Origin of the sequence: Frigidibacter albus, from assembly GCF_009908165.1 — a bacterium.
Classification (GTDB): domain Bacteria; phylum Pseudomonadota; class Alphaproteobacteria; order Rhodobacterales; family Rhodobacteraceae; genus Frigidibacter; species Frigidibacter albus.
Map to the genome: position 1 here is coordinate 77,745 of NZ_JAAAUC010000010.1, position 15,981 is coordinate 93,725.

Below are 15,981 nucleotides of genomic sequence, written 5' to 3' on the forward strand. Positions count from 1 at the left end.
GTCTTTTAGACTGTTGTGCTTCTGGGCTGACGGCCCATAAGATGCCTTGATCTGTGTCAAATCTTCGCAGCTGCCGCCTTGATCCGCATCAATGCGCGGCGAGGAAGAGAGGCGTAAGAATGCCCCGCGACATGCACTTAGCATCACGGGAGACGCAGCATGGCCTACAAATCAGTCCTGACCATTGTTACCGACGCCAAGGCCGCAGCGGCCCAGCTGAACGCGGCAGTGGATATCGCCCGGCGCGAGGATGCCCATCTGGACATCTTCTGCCTCGGGATCGACCGCACCCAGACCGGCTATTACTATGCCGGCGCCACCGCCTTCATCCATCAGGAGACCATCGAGCGGGCGCAGCGCGACGCCGAAGCCGCCGAGCTTGCCGTGCGCGAGCGCATGGCGGCCGAAGACATCCGCTGGTCGACCGAGGCTGCCGTGGCACAGCTTGGCGGCCTTGCCGGGCTGGTCGCGCTGCGGGCGCGCTTTGCCGACCTCTGCGTGCAGAAGAAGCCCTATGGCGACGGCCAGACCCAGGATGCCGAGGCCATCGTCGAGGCGGCCCTGTTCGAGGGCGGGGTGCCAGTTCTGGTTCTGCCCGAAACCGGGCTGGGGGCCCGCGTCGGCACCCGCGTGATCCTGGCCTGGAACCAGAGCACAGAGGCGCTGAATGCCGCGCGCGCGGCGATGCCGCTGCTGAAGGCCGCCGATCTGGTGAACATCGTAGTCATAGACCCGCCGGCGCATGGCGCCGAACGGTCGGACCCCGGGGGCCCGCTGTCGCAATGGCTGGCGCGCCACGGCGTCAAGGCCGAGGTGTCGGTGCTGGCCAAGACCATGCCGCGGGTGTCGGACGTCCTGTGCCGCCATGCCCGCGATGTGGATGCCGACCTGCTGGTGATGGGCGCCTATGGCCATAGCCGCTTCCGCGAGGCCATTCTGGGCGGCGCCACCCGCAACATGCTGGAACGCACCGACGTTCCGGTGTTCATGGCCCACTGATCGAAACGCAAGGGGCGGCCCAGGGGCCGCCCTTTTGCCATGCCAAGGCAGGCGGCACCTAGATCAGGTAGCCGCCGTCATTGTCGTCGCCCGCTTCCGTCAGCAGCAGGTCGAAATCGGGGATCGTCACATGGCGCTTGCCCTGCAGCTCGATCACCCCGTCCCGCTTCAGCGCCGAGATCTGGCGGCTGACGGTTTCCAGCGTCAGGCCCAGATAGTCTGCCATCGCCTCGCGGGTCAGCGGCAGGTCGAACACCATCCGCCCCTGCGGCGAGCGGAGTTTCAGCGAGGCATCGCGCCGGGCGATGATCGCCACAAGGCTCGCGATCTTCTCGCGCGCGGTCTTGCGGCCCAGCAGCAGCATCCATTCGCGCGCCGCATCCAGCTCGTCCAGCGTCATTTCCAGCAGGCGCTGCGCGACATGCGGGGTGCGCACCATCATCTCCTCGAACGGGCGCTTGCGGAAGCAGCACATCAACAGGTCGGTGGTGGCAATCACGTTATAGGCCGCCGTCTCGCGCCCCGGGCGCCCCACGAAGTCCGACGGCAGCAGCAGCCCGACCATCTGGGTGCGCCCGTCTTCCATCGTCTGGGTCAGCGTGGCGATGCCCGACACGACCGAGGCGACGAAATCCATCTTGTCGCCGGCCCAGGTCACCGTCTGCCCGGCCTCGAAACTGCGGTAATACTTGATCTCCTCCAGCAGCGCCAATTCGTCCGTCTCGCACCGCGCACAGACGGCGCGGTGACGGATCGGACAGGCCCCGCATTGAAGGGAAATGTTGTGCGCGTCCTGTAGGGACATTTGCCTGCTTTTGATTTGGGTCAAGGTTCTGTCGCGCGTGTGTCCGTAACCCTATGCCTATGGAAACAGAATCGCAACTCATGCGGCTCGGTCTTTTTGACGCGCGCGTCCCGCGGTATACCAGCTATCCTACCGCACCGCACTTCTCGGCGTCAGTCGGACCGGACCAGTTCACCGCCTGGATCGAGGCAATCCCTGCCGGATCCTCGATCTCGCTTTACATGCATGTGCCGTTTTGTCGGCGCCTGTGCTGGTTCTGCGCCTGTCGGACCCAAGGCACCCAATCCGACGATCCGGTGCGCGCCTATGCCGATGTGCTGCTGGCCGAGCTGGCCTTGCTGAAGGCCAAGCTGGCGCCGGGCGTGACGCTGTCGCGCCTGCATTGGGGCGGTGGCACGCCGACGCTGATGCCGGCCGACATGATGACCCGCGTGGCCGGCGCGGTGTTCGACGCGGTGCCAATGGGCCCCGGCGCCGAGTTCTCGGTCGAGATCGACCCGAACGAGATCGACGAGGCCCGCCTTGATGCGCTCGCCGCCGCCGGCATGAACCGCGCCTCGATCGGGGTGCAGGATTTCGACCCCGCGATCCAGAAGGTCATTGGCCGCGAGCAGAGCTATGAGGAAACCAAGCGCGCCGTGGACATGATCCGCGACCGCGGCGTCGGCTCGCTGAACGCCGACATCCTCTATGGCCTGCCGCACCAGACCCCCGCCAAGATCGCGCAATCGGTGCAGATGCTGCTGTCGCTGGTCCCCGACCGGGTGGCGCTTTACGGCTATGCGCATGTGCCCTGGATGGCGCGGCGCCAGCAGATGATCCCGTCGGACACGCTTCCCACCCCCGAAGAACGGCTGGCGCTGTTCGAAACCGCCCGCAAGCTGTTCGTCTGGGACGGCTATGACGAGATCGGCATCGACCATTTCGCGCGGCCCACGGACGGGCTGGCGCAGGCTGCCAAGGCCGGAACCCTGCGCCGCAACTTCCAGGGCTATACCGACGATCTGGCGCCGGTGCTGGTGGGGATGGGCGCCTCGTCGATCTCGCGCTTCCCGCAGGGTTTCGCTCAGAACGCCTCCTCGACGTCGGAACATACCCGCGCGATCCGGGCGGGCAAGTTCTCGACCCATCGCGGCCATGTCTTCCAGGGCGAAGACCTGCTGCGCTCGCGCATGATCGAGGCGGTGATGTGCGACTTCCGCATCGACGCGGCCGAGATGATCCGCGACTGGAACGCGAGCCCCGCACAGCTGAAAGCGATGTTCGGTGCGGCGAAGGCGGCCTTCGGCGACATGGTGGAAATCACGCCCGCGGGCCTCTTCATCCCCGAACGGGCGCGGCCGCTGACACGCATGGTGGCGCGGGTGTTCGACGCCTACGACCTGTCGAAGTCGCAACACAGTTCGGCGATCTGACCGGCGGGGCGCCTGCGCCCCGCCTTACGCCTCCACCGGGGCCGCATGGCCGAAGGCCGCGGCGAACAGCTCGCGGGTGTAGGGATGCTGCGGCGCGCGGAACAGGTCCGCCGCCGGCCCCGCCTCGACCACATCGCCGCGCTTCATCACCATCACCTGATGGCTGACGGCGCGCACCACGCGCAGATCGTGGCTGATGAACAGATAGGCCAGCCCGTGCCGCCGTTGCAGATCCCGCAGCAGATCCACGATCTGCACCTGCACCGTCATGTCCAGCGCGCTTGTCGGCTCGTCCAGCACCACCAGTTTCGGGCGCAGGATCATGGCGCGGGCGATGGCGATGCGCTGACGCTGGCCGCCGGAAAACTCGTGCGGATAGCGGGGCATCGCCGCGGGGTCGAGGCCCACCTCGGCCATGATCTCGGCCACCATCTCGCGCCGGTTGCGGCCCGGATCGACGCCGTGGACCCCAAGCCCCTCGGCGATGATCTGCTCGGCTGTCATCCGCGGCGACAGGCTGCCGAACGGGTCCTGGAACACGATCTGCATGTCGCGGCGCAGGGCGCGCAGCTGGCGCGACTGCCAGCGCGAGATGTCCTGCCCGGCATAGACGATGGGCCCTTCCGACGCGATCAGCCGCATCACCGCCAGCGCCAGCGTGGTCTTGCCCGACCCGCTCTCCCCGACGATCCCCAGCGTCTCCCCCGCCCGCACCGACAGGCTGGCATCGTTGACCGCCTTCACATGGCCCACCACCCGGCGCATGAGGCCCCGCTGGACCGGAAACCACACCTTCAGATGCTCGGTCCGCACCATTTCCGCCGCGCCATCCGGCACCGGATCGGGGCGCCCCTGCGGCTCTGCCGCCAGCAGCTTGCGGGTATAGGGGTGCTGCGGGTTGGCAAAAATCTCCGCCACCGGCCCCTGTTCGACGATCTCGCCGCCCTGCATCACGCAGACGCGGTCGGCGATGCGGCGCACGATGCCAAGGTCGTGGCTGATGAACAGCAGGCTCATCCCCTCCGCCCGCTTCAGATCGGCCAAGAGGTCGAGGATCTGCGCCTGAATGGTCACGTCCAGCGCCGTTGTCGGCTCATCCGCGATCAGCAGTTCCGGCCCGTTCGCCAGCGCCATCGCGATCATCACCCGCTGCCGCTGCCCGCCCGACAGCTGGTGCGGATAGTCGGCCAGCCGGCTTTCCGGCGCGTCGATGCCGACCTTGGTCAGCAGCTCGATGATCCGCGCACGCGCTGGCTTGCCGTGCAACCCCTGGTGCAGCGCCAGGCTTTCCGCCAGCTGCTTTTCCAGCGTGTGCAGCGGGTTGAGGCTGGTCATCGGCTCCTGAAAGATGAAGCTGATATCGTTGCCGCGCACCTTGCGCAGCAGGGGCTCCGCCGCCCCGACCATCTGCTGGCCAAGGTAGTTGATGCTGCCCGACACCTCGGCATTGCCACCAAGCAGCGACACGGTCGACAGCGCCGTCACCGACTTCCCCGACCCGCTTTCCCCGACCAGCGCCACCGTCTCGCCCTTCGACACGGTGAAGGACACGCCCTTCACCGCCTCGATCAGCCGCCCATCCTGCCGGAAGGCCACGCGCAGATCCTGCACATCCAGAACAACGGTCATGCAAAGGTCTTTCGCGGGTCAAAGGCGTCGCGCACGCCCTCGAAGATGAACACCAGCAGCGACAGCATGATGGCGAAGGTGAAGAAGGCCGAGAATCCCAGCCAGGGCGCGTGCAGGTTCGACTTGCCCTGCAAGGACAGCTCGCCGAGCGACGGCAGCGAGGCCGGCAGCCCGTAGCCCAGGAAGTCCAGCGCCGCCAGCCCGCCGATATTCGCTGTCACGAGGAAGGGCAGCATGGTCAGCGTCGCGACCATCGCATTGGGCAGGATGTGGCGGAACATGATGGTGCGGTCGCGCACCCCAAGCGCCCGGGCGGCGCGCACATATTCGAAGTTCCGCGCCCGCAGGAATTCGGCCCGCACCACGCCGACCAGCGCCGGCCAGCCGAACAGGATCGACACGAAGACCAAGAGCCCGAAGCTGCGCCCCACAATCGCGAAGAGGATGATGATCACGTACAGCGAGGGGGTGGAGCTCCAGATCTCCAGGATCCGCTGGAAGATCAGGTCCACCCAGCCGCCGAAATACCCCTGCACCGCCCCCGCCGCGATACCGATCACCGCAGAGGCGCCGGTGACGATCAGCGTGAACAGGATCGACAGCCGGAACCCGTAGATCACCCGCGCCAGCACGTCGCGCGCGGTGTCATCCGTGCCCAGCCAGTGGTTGGCATCTGGGGCAGAGGGCGCGTTGCCGACATTGTTGATGGTGTTGTAGCTGTAGGGGACAATCGGCCACAGCATCCACCCCGCCTCCACTGCCTGCCCCGCGACATCGCCATCGGCGGCATCTTCCACCGTCGCCACCGGATCGTCCCAGCACTCCAGCAGGCCGCCAGTTTCGATCAGGCATTGCACGGCGGGGTCGGAATAGATCGCCTCGGTGCGGAAATCGCCGCCAAAGGTGGTTTCGGGGTAGAAGCGGTAGATGGGGAAGAAGGTCTCGCCCCGGTAGCGCACCACGATGGGTTTGTCGTTGGCGATGAACTCGGCCACCAGCGACAGGCCGAACAGCACCAGGAAGATCCAGAGCGACCAGAAGGACCGGCGGTTGGCCTTGAAGTTGCGCCAGCGCCGGGCATTGAGCGGCGAGAGGGCCATCAGCCAGCCCTCCGTTCAAAGTCGATCCGCGGATCGACGAAGACATACATCAGGTCCGACAGGATCCCGACCAGCAGCCCCACCAGACCGAAGACGTAGAGCGTGCCGAACACCACCGGATAATCGCGCGCAACCGCCGCCTCGTATCCCAGCCGGCCAAGCCCATCGAGCGAGAAGATGGTCTCGATCAGCAGCGAGGAGCCGAAGAACACCCCCAGGAACAGCCCCGGGAACCCGGCAATCACGATCAGCATCGCATTGCGGAACACGTGGCCATAGAGCACCCGGCCCTCGGTCAGGCCCTTGGCACGGGCGGTCATCACATACTGCTTGTTGATCTCATCCAGGAAGCTGTTCTTGGTCAGCAGCGTCAGCGTGGCAAAGCTGGCGATGGTCGTGGACAGCACCGGCAGCGCGATGTGCCACAGATAGTCCAGTGCCTTGCCGATCAGCGTCAGATCCTCGAAATTGTCCGAGGTGAGCCCCCGCAGCGGGAAGATCCGCCAATAGCTGCCGCCCGCGAACAGCACGATCAGCAGCACCGCGAACAGGAATCCCGGGATCGCATAGGCCACGATGATCGCGCCAGAGGTCCAGGTATCGAAGGCCGTGCCGTCCTTCACCGCCTTGCGGATGCCGAGCGGGATGGAAATCATGTAGGCGATCAGCGTGGACCACAGGCCCAGCGTGATCGACACCGGCATCTTCTCGATCACCAGATCCACCACCGAAATCGACCGGAAATAGCTCTCGCCGAAATCGAACCGCAGATAGCCACCCATCATCGTCAGGAACCGTTCCAGCGGCGGCTTGTCGAACCCGAACTGCTTTTCCAGCTCGGCGATGAACTCGGGCGGCAGGCCGCGGGCACCCGAATAGCGCTCGTCGCCGACCGCCTGCATCTGGCCAGCGTCCCCGCCGCCCGAGATGTTGCGGAACACATCGCCCTCGCCCTCGATCCGGGCCAGAACCTGTTCGATCGGCCCGCCGGGCACGAATTGGGTCAGCGCAAAGTTGATGATCATGATCCCGATCAGCGTCGGGATCATCAGCAGCAACCGCCGCAGGATATAGGCGCCCATGTGGTGAACCTGCCTCTCAGTAGGCCATCAGAAGGCGCCCGCCGCCCTCAGGCTTTCGCCCTTTTCGGCGTTGTACCACCAGAAGTCCATCTCGCCCAGCGCGTAGGGCGGCAACGGATCGGGATGCTCGTACATGTCGAAATAGGCGACGGTATGGGCAGCCTTGTACCATTGCGGCACCCAGAACCTCTCCGCCCGCAGCACCCGGTCCAGCGCGCGCACGGCCACGGTCATCTCCTCGCGGGTCTCCGCGCCCTCGATGGTGGCGATCAGGCTGTCTACCGCCGGCGATTGCAAGCCCATCGCGTTGAACACGTCATCGGTGGAGGCTGATCCGAAATACTGCTGCAGCCCGGCGCCGGGGATATAGTCCTGCCCCAGATGCTTGGTGATCATGTCGAAGTCGTGGCTGCGCTCTCGGTTGGTCATCTGCGCATCATCCACCCGGGTCAGCATCGCGTCGATGCCAAGCCGGCGCAGGTTCTCGACATAGGGGTTCATCACCCGGTCAAAAGTCTGGCTGTCGTTCAGCAGCTCCACCCGCAGCACCTCGCCCGCGGCGTTGCGCCGAATCCCGTCATTGCCCGCCGGCCAGCCTGCCTCGTCCAGCAGCGCCGCCGCCTTGCGCAGGTTGGCCCGGTCCAGCTGCGTCGCGCCAGAGGTCGGCGCCATCACCGCCTCGTCGGTCAGCACGCCGGGGGGCAGGTCCGCCGCCAGCGGCTCCAGCAGCGCCAGCTCCTCGGGCGAGGGCGTACCGGTCGCCTCCAGCTCGCTGTTCTCCCAGAAGCTCTCGACCCGCTCGTAAAGCCCGTAGAACAGCGACTCGTTCGACCATTCGAAGTTGAACATCAGCCCGATCGCCTCGCGCACCCGCGGATCGGCAAATTTCTCGCGCCGCAGGTTCAGCACGAAGGCCTGGCCATTGGCGATGCTGCCATCTTCCAGCTCGCGCTTGACGATCCAGCCCTTTTCCAGCGAGGGGAAATTGTAGCCCGTCGCCCAGATCAGCGATGACGCCTCGTTGCGGAAGGTATAGGCGCCGGCCTTGAACCCCTCGAACGCCGCCTGATAGTCGCCGAAATACTCGATGCGGATCCGGTCGAAATTGTGCCGGCCGATGTTGATCGGCAGATCCTTGCCCCAATAATCGGGGTTGCGCTTCCAGACCACGCGGCGCCCGACATCCATGCTGTCGAACACATAGGGCCCCGACCCCACGAACGGGTCCATGCTGCTTTCGGCCAGATTGCGGCCCTTCGCCTCGAAATCCGCCTTTGACAGCACCGGCAGCCCGCCCGCCGCCTGCAGCAGGTCGCGCTTGGGATAGTCGGGCTTGAAGGTGAAGCGGATGCGCCGGTCATCCAGCACCTCGACGCTTTCGATCATCTGGCTGATGACCGCGCGGAAACTGGTCAGCCCCTGCGTCAGCATGATGTCATGCGAGAAGCGCACATCTTCTGCCGTGACCGGCGTGCCATCCGAGAATTTCGCCTCGGGGCGCAGCGTGAAGATCACCCAGCTGCGGTCCTCGGGGTATTCCAGCGTCTCGCAGAGCAGGCAATAGGCGGCACCGATCTCATCCGAGGTGCCGGCCAGCAGGGATTCGTGCATGGCCGAGGACAGCGCCGCCGCCCGGCCCTTGATGGTATAGGGATTGAAGCTGTCAAAGCCCCCCATCGTCCATTGCGATATCTCGCCGCCCTTCGGGGCCTCGGGGTTCACATAATCCAGATGCAGAAAATCGGCCGGGTATTTCAGGTCGCCGAAGGTGGACACCCCATGCGCAACGATGGTGGCGGGTGCGGCCTCCTGCGCCCGGACCAGCGTCGCCATCCCGGCCCAGCCGACCAGCGCCCCCAGCAACAGCATCCCGCCCAGACGGGCCCCGCCCATGGCCTGCGTCACCGCCGCGCCGTTTGTGCCCGTCCAAGCTGCGATCATCCGTTTACCCCTGCTGTGCCGCCTTGGGCGGTCTGCCTTCTTCGATTGCCAAAGGTAAAGCGCGCGCCGTCCGCGCTTCAAGTTGCGATTGCGTGAGGCGGGCGCAATGGCCATGAAAAAGGCCGCCTCCGTGCCGGGGCGGCCTTCAAACGCAGTCTGCAGGGCGGATCAGCCGCCGATGGTCGCCAGATAGGCAATCACGTTGGCGCGCTCTTCGACCTTGGGCAGACCGGCAAAGCTCATCTTGGTGCCCGGCGCATAACCCTTGGGGCTGGCCAGGAAGGCTTCCATCTCCTCGGGGGTCCAGGTGCCCTCGATGCCTGCAAGCGCGTCGGAATAGGCGAAGCCCGCAACCCCGGCGATCTCACGGTCCACCGAGCCGTTCAGGTGCGGGCCAACGCCATCGGCGCCGTCCAGCTTGTGGCAGGCGCGGCATTTGCCGAACACCCGCTCGCCCGCGGCAGGATCGGCAGCGGCGTACACCTCGGCAAAAGCCGGGCCCGCGTCGGCCACTTCCTCGCCGGCTGCATCGTCGGCGCCGGTGTCGATGGCATAGGCTTGCGCCAGCTCACCTTCGCCGCCATGCCCGGAGGGGCCGGTGTGATACAGGCCTTCGGCGGCCCAGTTGCCCAGAAGCAGGATCAGCAGAGAGCCGCACAGCGCGCCGCCGGCCTTGGTCAGAGTCATCGTGTCGAACATGTCGGGCCTCGGTGCTGGCTATTCGCTCGGGGTATGTATCCGCTTCCCTTGCCGGTTTTCAAGGTTTACTTGTCGCGGCAATACGCCCCTCCCGGCCCTGTGATGCCGCGGGACGACGGAAGAAGGAGCCGCCCGATGCCCACAGCCCATCCCTCGCAGATCCAGGGCCGCATCGCCTTCCAGGGCGAACCGGGCGCCTATTCGCACCAGGCCTGCCGCGAATCCCGCCCCAATATGGAGGCGCTGCCCTGCCGCACTTTCGAGGATGCGATCGAGGCCGTCCGCAAGGGCGAGGCCGATCTGGCGATGCTGCCGGTCGAGAACTCCACCTATGGCCGGGTCGCCGACATCCACCACCTCCTGCCCGAAAGCGGCCTGCATATCATCGAGGAAGCCTTCGTCCGGGTGCACATCAACCTTCTGGCGATTCCCGGCACGCCGCTCTCGCAGATCGAACGCGCGATGAGCCATACCGTGCTGCTTGGCCAGTGCCGCGGCTTCCTGCGCGAACACAACCTGCACGCCATCGCCGGCGCCGATACTGCGGGCTCTGCCCGGCAGGTCGCCGATGCGGGGGACCCGAAGACTGCCGCCCTCGCCTCGGAGCTGGCCGGCGAGATCTACGGGCTCGACGTGCTGGCCCGCCATATCGAGGACAGGCAGAACAACACCACCCGCTTTCTGGTCATGTCGCGCGAACCCGACCTCAAGCGCCGCGGCACCGGCCAGATGATGACCACCTTCGTCTTCCGCGTCCGCAACATCCCCGCCGCGCTCTACAAGGCGATGGGCGGCTTCGCCACCAATGGCGTGAACATGACCAAGCTGGAAAGCTACATGGTCGACGGCAATTTCACCGCCACCCAGTTCTATGCCGATATCGAAGGCCACCCCGACGACCGCAACGTGCAGCTTGCGCTCGAAGAGTTGCGCTACTTCACCTCGTCCATGGCTCTGCTCGGCGTCTACCCGGCAGACCCGCGCCGCCGGTAGACAGGCGCCGCGCCCCTTTCCATTCGTTCTGGTGAAAATATCCTCGGGGGGCGCGGGGTGCAGAAGGCCGCTTCTTTCTACGCCGTGGACTCATAAGCCTTGATCCAGATGCGTGCTGCGAAGATCTTGACGCCGGCGAGGAAGTTGTCGGCGCGTTTGTCGTAGCGGGTGGCGAGGCCCCTTGCGTGCTTGAGCTTGCCAAAGAAGCGCTCGATGAGGTTGCGGGCGCGGTAGAGTTCACGGCTGAAGGCGAAGGTCTTCTTGCGGTTGCGCTTGGCGGGGATGTTGGCGGTGGCGCCTTGCGCGGTGATCTGGCTGCGGAGGATGTCGCTGTCATAGGCCTTGTCGGCGAGGAAGGTGCTGCCCGCCGGCACGGCCTGCAGCAGCGGCTCGGCCTGCCGCACGTCGCTCGCCTGGCCCTCGGAGAGGCGCAGCCCGATCGGCAGCCCCCGGCCATCGACCAGCGCGTGGATCTTGGTCGTCAGACCGCCCCTGGAACGTCCCATGCAGCGATCTGGATCCCCTTTTTTAGGGTCGCACCGTGCTGGTGGACCCGGATCGAGGAGCTGTCGATCATCACGATCTGGCTGCCCAGGGCCTGCGAGACCGCCTCCAGAAGCCGGTCCCAGACCCCCGCCTTGCGCCAGCGCACGAAGCGGTTGTAGCAGGTGGTGTGGGGCCCATAACGCTCGGGGATGTCCGCCCATGGGCTGCCGGTGCGAAAGCGCCAGAGGATCCCGTTGATCACCCGCCGGTCATCCACCCGAGGAACCCCCCGCGGCTTGTTGGGCAAGAGCGGCTGGATCACCGACCACTCGAAATCTGTCAGTTCGAAACGGCGACGCATGGCAAAGGCTCCTTTCAGGAACCTTGAATCAAGCAGAGATGCGTCGCGCAAGCCGGTTTATGAGTGCACAGCCTAGAAAATAGGCGCGGCGTCACCCCTGCTGCTTCAGATGCCGGGCCTCGATCTCTTCCGCCGCCATCTTCACCCGCGCCACGAACTTGCGCGTCAGCTTGGCTTTCCCCAGCTTCAGCGATTGCAGCATGATCCGCGAGGCCAGCGTGCGCGGCTTGACCTCCAGCTCGATCGCCAGCCGCGTGCGCTTGCGCGACATTTCCAGAAAGCTCAGCCCCAGCACCATCTCGAACCCAGCCGATTCCGCCAGAAACGCCATCGTGTGCGGCGGGTCATACGTCGTCATGTCGGTGACCATCTTGCGGTCGCGCCCGCGCCAGCGGAATTCCAGCGCCCAGGACATGCCCGTTCCGGGCTCGGTGCGGCGGTCCAGCCGCTTGACCGTGGCACCCCGGCGCATCGCGCCCCGTTCGAACCCATCAAAATCGGACAGTTCGGCAAAAACGAAAGCCACCGGCGCCTCGATGTCTTCCTTGGTCGAGAATTTCATGCCTGCCCTTTCGAATTTCGGGTCATTTCTGGCGGCAATCCAGACGGTCCGCAAGCCACATGCGCAGAAGATGCGCCGCAATCGCCCCCCGCCGCGGCGGCCGCACCACAGGATGCGCCCCGGCGAAGACATCCGCCATCTCCTCGCGCGTCAGCCAGACCGCATCCTCGATCTCGACAGGGTCCAGCACCAAGTCCTCGGTCAGCGCCGCGCCATGGCAGCCCAGCATCAGCGAGGACGGGAAGGGCCAGGGCTGGCTGGCGACAAAGCGCACCGGCCCCACCTGCACACCCGTCTCCTCGGCCACCTCACGCCGCACCGCGGCCTCCATCGTCTCGCCCGGCTCCATGAATCCGGCAAGGCATGAATACATCCCCTCGGGCCAGCCCGGGCTGCGGCCGATCAGCGTGCGGTTGCCGCGGGTGATCAGCATGATCACCACCGGGTCGGTGCGCGGGAAATGCTGCGCGCCGCAGGCAGGGCAGCTGCGCTGCCAGCCGGCCTTCGCCACCTCGGATGCGGCCCCGCAGGCGGAACAGAACCCGTGCGTGCCATGCCAGGCCAGCAAGGACCGGCCCGTCGCCGCCAGTTCCGCCTCCAGCGGGTCCAGCGCCAGCATCACCCCGCGCAGCTCGGCAAAGCGGTGATCGCCGGGCAGGTCCGGGTGGCTCTGCTCGGTCGGGTCGAAAAAGCTGCCCGGCATCGCGACTTCGCCCACCGGCTCCCAGCCCGAGATGTCCACGGCCAGCCGCGCCTTGCCCTCGGCCAGCCCCAGCAGCAGCGGCGCCCCGCCGCCCGCCAGCGCCGGATGGCCCGGCGCGAGCAACCCCAGCCGCCGGCCGCCCTCCGCAGCATCCGCCAGCAGTGGCTTGCCGCGCCAGAACGGCAGCACCCGCGCGCCCGGATCCGCCATCAGCGCCGCCAGATCGCCGCGCAGATGCGCCGCGCGGTCCAGCCCGCCGCCCGCAAAGGCCAGATCCCGCTCGTCCCGTTGCATCCTGCTCTCCGCTCTTGCCGCCGCAAGCTCTGCCACGGTGGCCCCGGCCGCGCAATCCGGGCCGCCAGCCGTGGCCGGAATACAACCACCGCGCGAAAATGTCCTGCGACATAGCGATAGGCTTTTCGTCGAATCATCCGCGGGATACGGTTCGGGCAGCTCGCGGGCCACAATGCTGGCGCGGGGGACGGGCAGAGGTTACAGACGCGACAGAATATCGACATGTGCCGCGGCCGGGATCGGCCGGGGCCGCGGCCGGGGCGCATAATTGACGAAGCTGCATCCATTCTCTGCGCGCGCAGCGCGGAACCAGGCGCATCTGCGGCTGATGGAAACGACTGACCTGCATGTCCATGTCTTCCCCTACGACTATTATGGCGACCATGCGTCCGAGGCCGTAGGCCTTGCCCGCGCCGCCGGCGTGATCGACCTGTGCCGGGCCGAGGCGGCGAATGCGCTGCTGTTCGACAATGGCGACTTCCTGCAGGGCAATCCGATGGGCGATTACATCGCCTATGAACGCGGGATGCAGCCGGGCGACGCCCATCCGATCATCTCGGCGATGAATGCCGTGGGCTATGATGCCGGAACCGTCGGCAATCATGAGTTCAACTACGGGCTCGACTTCCTGGCCAATGCGCTGGCAGGGGCGGAATTTCCCCTGGTATCGGCCAATGTGGCGACCCGGCTGGGCGACAGACCGACCGAGGACGACACCCTGCTGCCGCCCTATGTGATCCTTGACCGCACCCTGACCGACGGCACCGGTACCTCGCATCCGATCCGCATCGGGGTGATCGGTTTCGCCCCGCCGCAGATCCTGATCTGGGACCAGCATGTGCTGAACGGGCGGCTGGTGATGCGTGACATCGTCACCGCGGCAGAGGCCTGGGTGCCGCAGATGCGGGCGGATGGCTGCGATCTGGTGCTGGCGCTGAACCATTCCGGCATCGGCGCCTCGGACTGGGCGCCGGGCATGGAACATGCCTCGGTGCCGCTGGCCCGGGTGCCGGGCATCGACGCGGTGATGACCGGGCACAGCCATCTCGTCTTTCCCTCGGCGGCCTTTGCCGGGCTGCCCGATGTCGACGTGGCGCGCGGCACCCTGGCGGGCAAGCCAGCGGTGATGGCCGGGTTCTGGGGCTCGCATCTGGGGCTGATCGACCTGCTGCTGGAACGCGGCGAAGCGGGCTGGCGCGTGCTCGACTTCACCACCGAGGCGCGGCAGGTCTCCACCCCGCCGCAGGCCGCAGCCTCCCCTGCACAAGACAGCGCCCCGGTGCTGAAGGCGGCGCAGGCCGAACACACCGCGACGCTGGCCTATGTGCGGCGCCCGGTGGGGCACAGCTCGCGGCCCCTGAACAGCTACTTCGCGCTGGTGGCCGATGATCCGGCCCTGCAGCTCGTCTGCGCCGCGCAACGCTGGCATGTCGCGCAGGCGCTGCAAGATACCGAATGGCAGGACGTGCCGCTGCTCTCTGCCGCGGCCCCGTTCCGCGCCGGGGGCCGATCAGGCCCCGCGCATTTCACCGAGGTTCCGGCGGGCGGCATCGCGCTGCGCAACGTGGCGGACCTTTACGTCTTCCCCAACACCATCCGCGCCGTCCGCGTCACCGGCGCCGACCTGGCCGACTGGCTGGAACGTGCGGCAGGCCTATACCGGCAGTTGCAGCCCGGCCAGCCCGACCAGCCGCTGCTGGACCCCGAGTTCCCCAGCTACAATTTCGACGTGATCGCCGGCCTCAGCTATGAGATCGACCCGACCCAGCCCGCGCGCTTCGATGATCGCGGCCATCTCCTCGACCCCGCTGCGCGCCGCATCCGCAACCTCTGCCATATGGGCCTGCCGGTGCGCCCCGATCAGGCCTTCGTCGTTGCCACCAACAGCTATCGCGCTGGCGGCGGCGGCGGCTTTCGCGGCACCGGGCCGGACAGCATCGTCTATGAAGGCCGCAACACCAACCGAGACGTGCTGCTGCGCTACATCTCATGGCAAGGCACGATCTGCCCCTGTGCGGGGGACACCTGGCGACTGACAGCGCCCGAAGGCACCAGCGCGGTGTTCGACAGCAGCCCCCACGCCCCGGACCATCTGGCCGAGGTCAGCGACCGGCGCATCGAACTGGCGGGCCCGGGCGAGAACGGCTTTGCCCGCTTCCGCATCCGCTTCTGACCGGCCTGAGGAGCCCCCATGACCTTCGACGCCGTGATCTTCGACCTTGATGGCCTGCTGCTGGATACCGAGCGGCTGGCGCTGCTGGCCGGAACCGAGGCGCTGGCCAGCCTCGGCCACGCCGTGCCCGAAGAGGTGTTCATCTCCTTGATCGGCATAGACGCGGTGGAAGGGCACCGGATGCTCTGCGACCACCTCGGCTGCGTACTCGATGCCGCTGCGCTGGATGCCGCCTGGCTGCAGGCGATGGATGCGCGAATGCTGGAGGGCGTGCCCCTCCGCCCCGGAGTTCACGCCACGCTCGCCGCGCTTGACACCCGGGCGATGCCCCGCGCCGTGGCCACCAACAGCGGCACCGCCCGCGCCACCGAAAAACTCGCCGCCGCCGGCCTTGGCGGGCGCTTTGCCACCATCGTCGGCTTCGATGCCGTGCCCCGCGGCAAACCCGCCCCCGATGTGTATCTCGAAGCCGCGCGCCGCCTTGGCGCCGACCCTGCCCGTTGCCTCGCGCTGGAGGACAGCGACACCGGCGTGCGCGCCGCCCATGCCGCCGGAATGACCGTGGTGCAGATCCCCGACATGCATCCCAGCCGTGAGCGCCTTGCCCATCATCAGGCCGCCAGCCTGACCGAGGCGCTGGCGCTGTTCGGCCTTTAAGCTCCGCCCCTCGCGCAACGCCTGGTTATTGCGCAACGCAGGAAGATCCGCCTACAATTCAGGCGCCAAACTGCGCCGCCGA

The 15,981-nt window shown here is 66.8% G+C and carries 14 protein-coding genes; 5 read left to right on the forward strand and 9 right to left on the reverse strand.

Features of this window, described 5'->3' with window-relative positions:
* Positions 1-159 precede the first annotated feature (159 nt).
* Positions 160-999 (forward strand): universal stress protein, encoded by an 840-nt coding sequence (locus GVY41_RS15405; RefSeq protein WP_161347873.1) that lies wholly within the window; start codon positions 160-162, stop codon positions 997-999.
* Between the two features lie 58 nt (positions 1,000-1,057).
* On the opposite strand, the gene fnrL is transcribed toward GVY41_RS15405, so the two are convergent.
* Positions 1,058-1,804, reverse strand: coding sequence for a transcriptional regulator FnrL (gene fnrL, locus GVY41_RS15410; protein WP_161347872.1), 747 nt, complete (start codon positions 1,802-1,804; stop codon positions 1,058-1,060).
* 59 nt (positions 1,805-1,863) lie between these two features.
* On the opposite strand from fnrL, the gene hemN reads away from it, so the two are divergent.
* Complete coding sequence (gene hemN, locus GVY41_RS15415) at positions 1,864-3,219, forward strand: oxygen-independent coproporphyrinogen III oxidase (RefSeq protein ID WP_161347871.1); 1,356 nt, start codon at positions 1,864-1,866, stop codon at positions 3,217-3,219.
* A 24-nt stretch (positions 3,220-3,243) separates the two neighbouring features.
* On the opposite strand, the gene GVY41_RS15420 is transcribed toward hemN, so the two are convergent.
* The 5 genes from GVY41_RS15420 to GVY41_RS15440 all read right to left on the reverse strand — a co-directional run bounded on the left by GVY41_RS15420 (position 3,244) and on the right by GVY41_RS15440 (position 9,670).
* Positions 3,244-4,848: an ABC transporter ATP-binding protein gene (locus GVY41_RS15420; protein ID WP_161347870.1), complete on the reverse strand. Its 1,605-nt coding sequence runs from the start codon at positions 4,846-4,848 to the stop codon at positions 3,244-3,246.
* Entirely contained in the window at positions 4,845-5,948 is a 1,104-nt protein-coding gene (locus tag GVY41_RS15425; protein WP_161347869.1) for an ABC transporter permease, read from the reverse strand. The genes GVY41_RS15420 and GVY41_RS15425 overlap by 4 nt, the downstream gene beginning before the upstream one ends.
* Positions 5,948-7,030, reverse strand: a complete 1,083-nt coding sequence (locus GVY41_RS15430; RefSeq protein WP_161347868.1) for a microcin C ABC transporter permease YejB — start codon at positions 7,028-7,030, stop codon at positions 5,948-5,950. Before GVY41_RS15430 ends, GVY41_RS15425 begins: the two co-directional genes overlap by 1 nt.
* A 27-nt stretch (positions 7,031-7,057) precedes the next feature.
* Complete coding sequence (locus GVY41_RS15435) at positions 7,058-8,923, reverse strand: extracellular solute-binding protein (protein ID WP_373283312.1); 1,866 nt, start codon at positions 8,921-8,923, stop codon at positions 7,058-7,060.
* Positions 8,924-9,139: 216 nt separating this feature from the next.
* On the reverse strand, positions 9,140-9,670 hold the full coding sequence (locus GVY41_RS15440) for a c-type cytochrome (RefSeq protein ID WP_161347866.1): 531 nt from the start codon (positions 9,668-9,670) through the stop codon (positions 9,140-9,142).
* A gap of 159 nt (positions 9,671-9,829) precedes the next feature.
* Between GVY41_RS15440 and GVY41_RS15445 the strand changes: the two genes are divergently transcribed.
* Positions 9,830-10,663: a prephenate dehydratase gene (locus GVY41_RS15445; protein WP_161347947.1), complete on the forward strand. Its 834-nt coding sequence runs from the start codon at positions 9,830-9,832 to the stop codon at positions 10,661-10,663.
* A 77-nt stretch (positions 10,664-10,740) separates the two neighbouring features.
* Here the strand turns inward: GVY41_RS15445 and GVY41_RS15450 are convergent.
* From GVY41_RS15450 to nudC, 3 genes are all read right to left on the reverse strand, one after another.
* A protein-coding gene (locus GVY41_RS15450) for an IS5 family transposase (protein ID WP_161347865.1) occupies positions 10,741-11,510 on the reverse strand; the annotation gives its coding sequence in 2 pieces (ribosomal slippage) (positions 10,741-11,195 and positions 11,195-11,510; 771 coding nt in all).
* A 91-nt stretch (positions 11,511-11,601) separates the two neighbouring features.
* Complete coding sequence (locus GVY41_RS15455; protein WP_161347864.1) at positions 11,602-12,072, reverse strand: SRPBCC family protein; 471 nt, start codon at positions 12,070-12,072, stop codon at positions 11,602-11,604.
* A 22-nt stretch (positions 12,073-12,094) separates the two neighbouring features.
* The gene (gene nudC / locus GVY41_RS15460) at positions 12,095-13,069 is read right to left on the reverse strand and encodes an NAD(+) diphosphatase (protein WP_161347863.1); all 975 of its coding nucleotides are present in this window, start codon (positions 13,067-13,069) and stop codon (positions 12,095-12,097) included.
* Between the two features lie 328 nt (positions 13,070-13,397).
* On the opposite strand from nudC, the gene GVY41_RS15465 reads away from it, so the two are divergent.
* Complete coding sequence (locus GVY41_RS15465) at positions 13,398-15,242, forward strand: bifunctional 2',3'-cyclic-nucleotide 2'-phosphodiesterase/3'-nucleotidase (protein ID WP_161347862.1); 1,845 nt, start codon at positions 13,398-13,400, stop codon at positions 15,240-15,242.
* A gap of 18 nt (positions 15,243-15,260) precedes the next feature.
* The gene (locus tag GVY41_RS15470; RefSeq protein ID WP_161347861.1) at positions 15,261-15,899 is read left to right on the forward strand and encodes an HAD family hydrolase; all 639 of its coding nucleotides are present in this window, start codon (positions 15,261-15,263) and stop codon (positions 15,897-15,899) included.
* The last annotated feature ends 82 nt before the right edge of the window (positions 15,900-15,981 follow it).

Excerpts from the sequence above, each read along its gene's own strand:
- GVY41_RS15405 (WP_161347873.1), top strand. The coding sequence starts at position 160 with ATGGCCTACAAATCAGTCCTGACCATTGTTACCGACGCCAAGGCCGCA.
- fnrL (WP_161347872.1), bottom strand. The coding sequence starts at position 1,804 with ATGTCCCTACAGGACGCGCACAACATTTCCCTTCAATGCGGGGCCTGT.
- hemN (WP_161347871.1), top strand. The coding sequence starts at position 1,864 with ATGGAAACAGAATCGCAACTCATGCGGCTCGGTCTTTTTGACGCGCGC.
- GVY41_RS15420 (WP_161347870.1), bottom strand. The coding sequence starts at position 4,848 with ATGACCGTTGTTCTGGATGTGCAGGATCTGCGCGTGGCCTTCCGGCAG.
- GVY41_RS15425 (WP_161347869.1), bottom strand. The coding sequence starts at position 5,948 with ATGGCCCTCTCGCCGCTCAATGCCCGGCGCTGGCGCAACTTCAAGGCC.
- GVY41_RS15430 (WP_161347868.1), bottom strand. The coding sequence starts at position 7,030 with ATGGGCGCCTATATCCTGCGGCGGTTGCTGCTGATGATCCCGACGCTG.
- GVY41_RS15435 (WP_373283312.1), bottom strand. The coding sequence starts at position 8,923 with ATGGGCGGGGCCCGTCTGGGCGGGATGCTGTTGCTGGGGGCGCTGGTC.
- GVY41_RS15440 (WP_161347866.1), bottom strand. The coding sequence starts at position 9,670 with ATGTTCGACACGATGACTCTGACCAAGGCCGGCGGCGCGCTGTGCGGC.
- GVY41_RS15455 (WP_161347864.1), bottom strand. The coding sequence starts at position 12,072 with ATGAAATTCTCGACCAAGGAAGACATCGAGGCGCCGGTGGCTTTCGTT.
- nudC (WP_161347863.1), bottom strand. The coding sequence starts at position 13,069 with ATGCAACGGGACGAGCGGGATCTGGCCTTTGCGGGCGGCGGGCTGGAC.
- GVY41_RS15465 (WP_161347862.1), top strand. The coding sequence starts at position 13,398 with ATGGAAACGACTGACCTGCATGTCCATGTCTTCCCCTACGACTATTAT.
- GVY41_RS15470 (WP_161347861.1), top strand. The coding sequence starts at position 15,261 with ATGACCTTCGACGCCGTGATCTTCGACCTTGATGGCCTGCTGCTGGAT.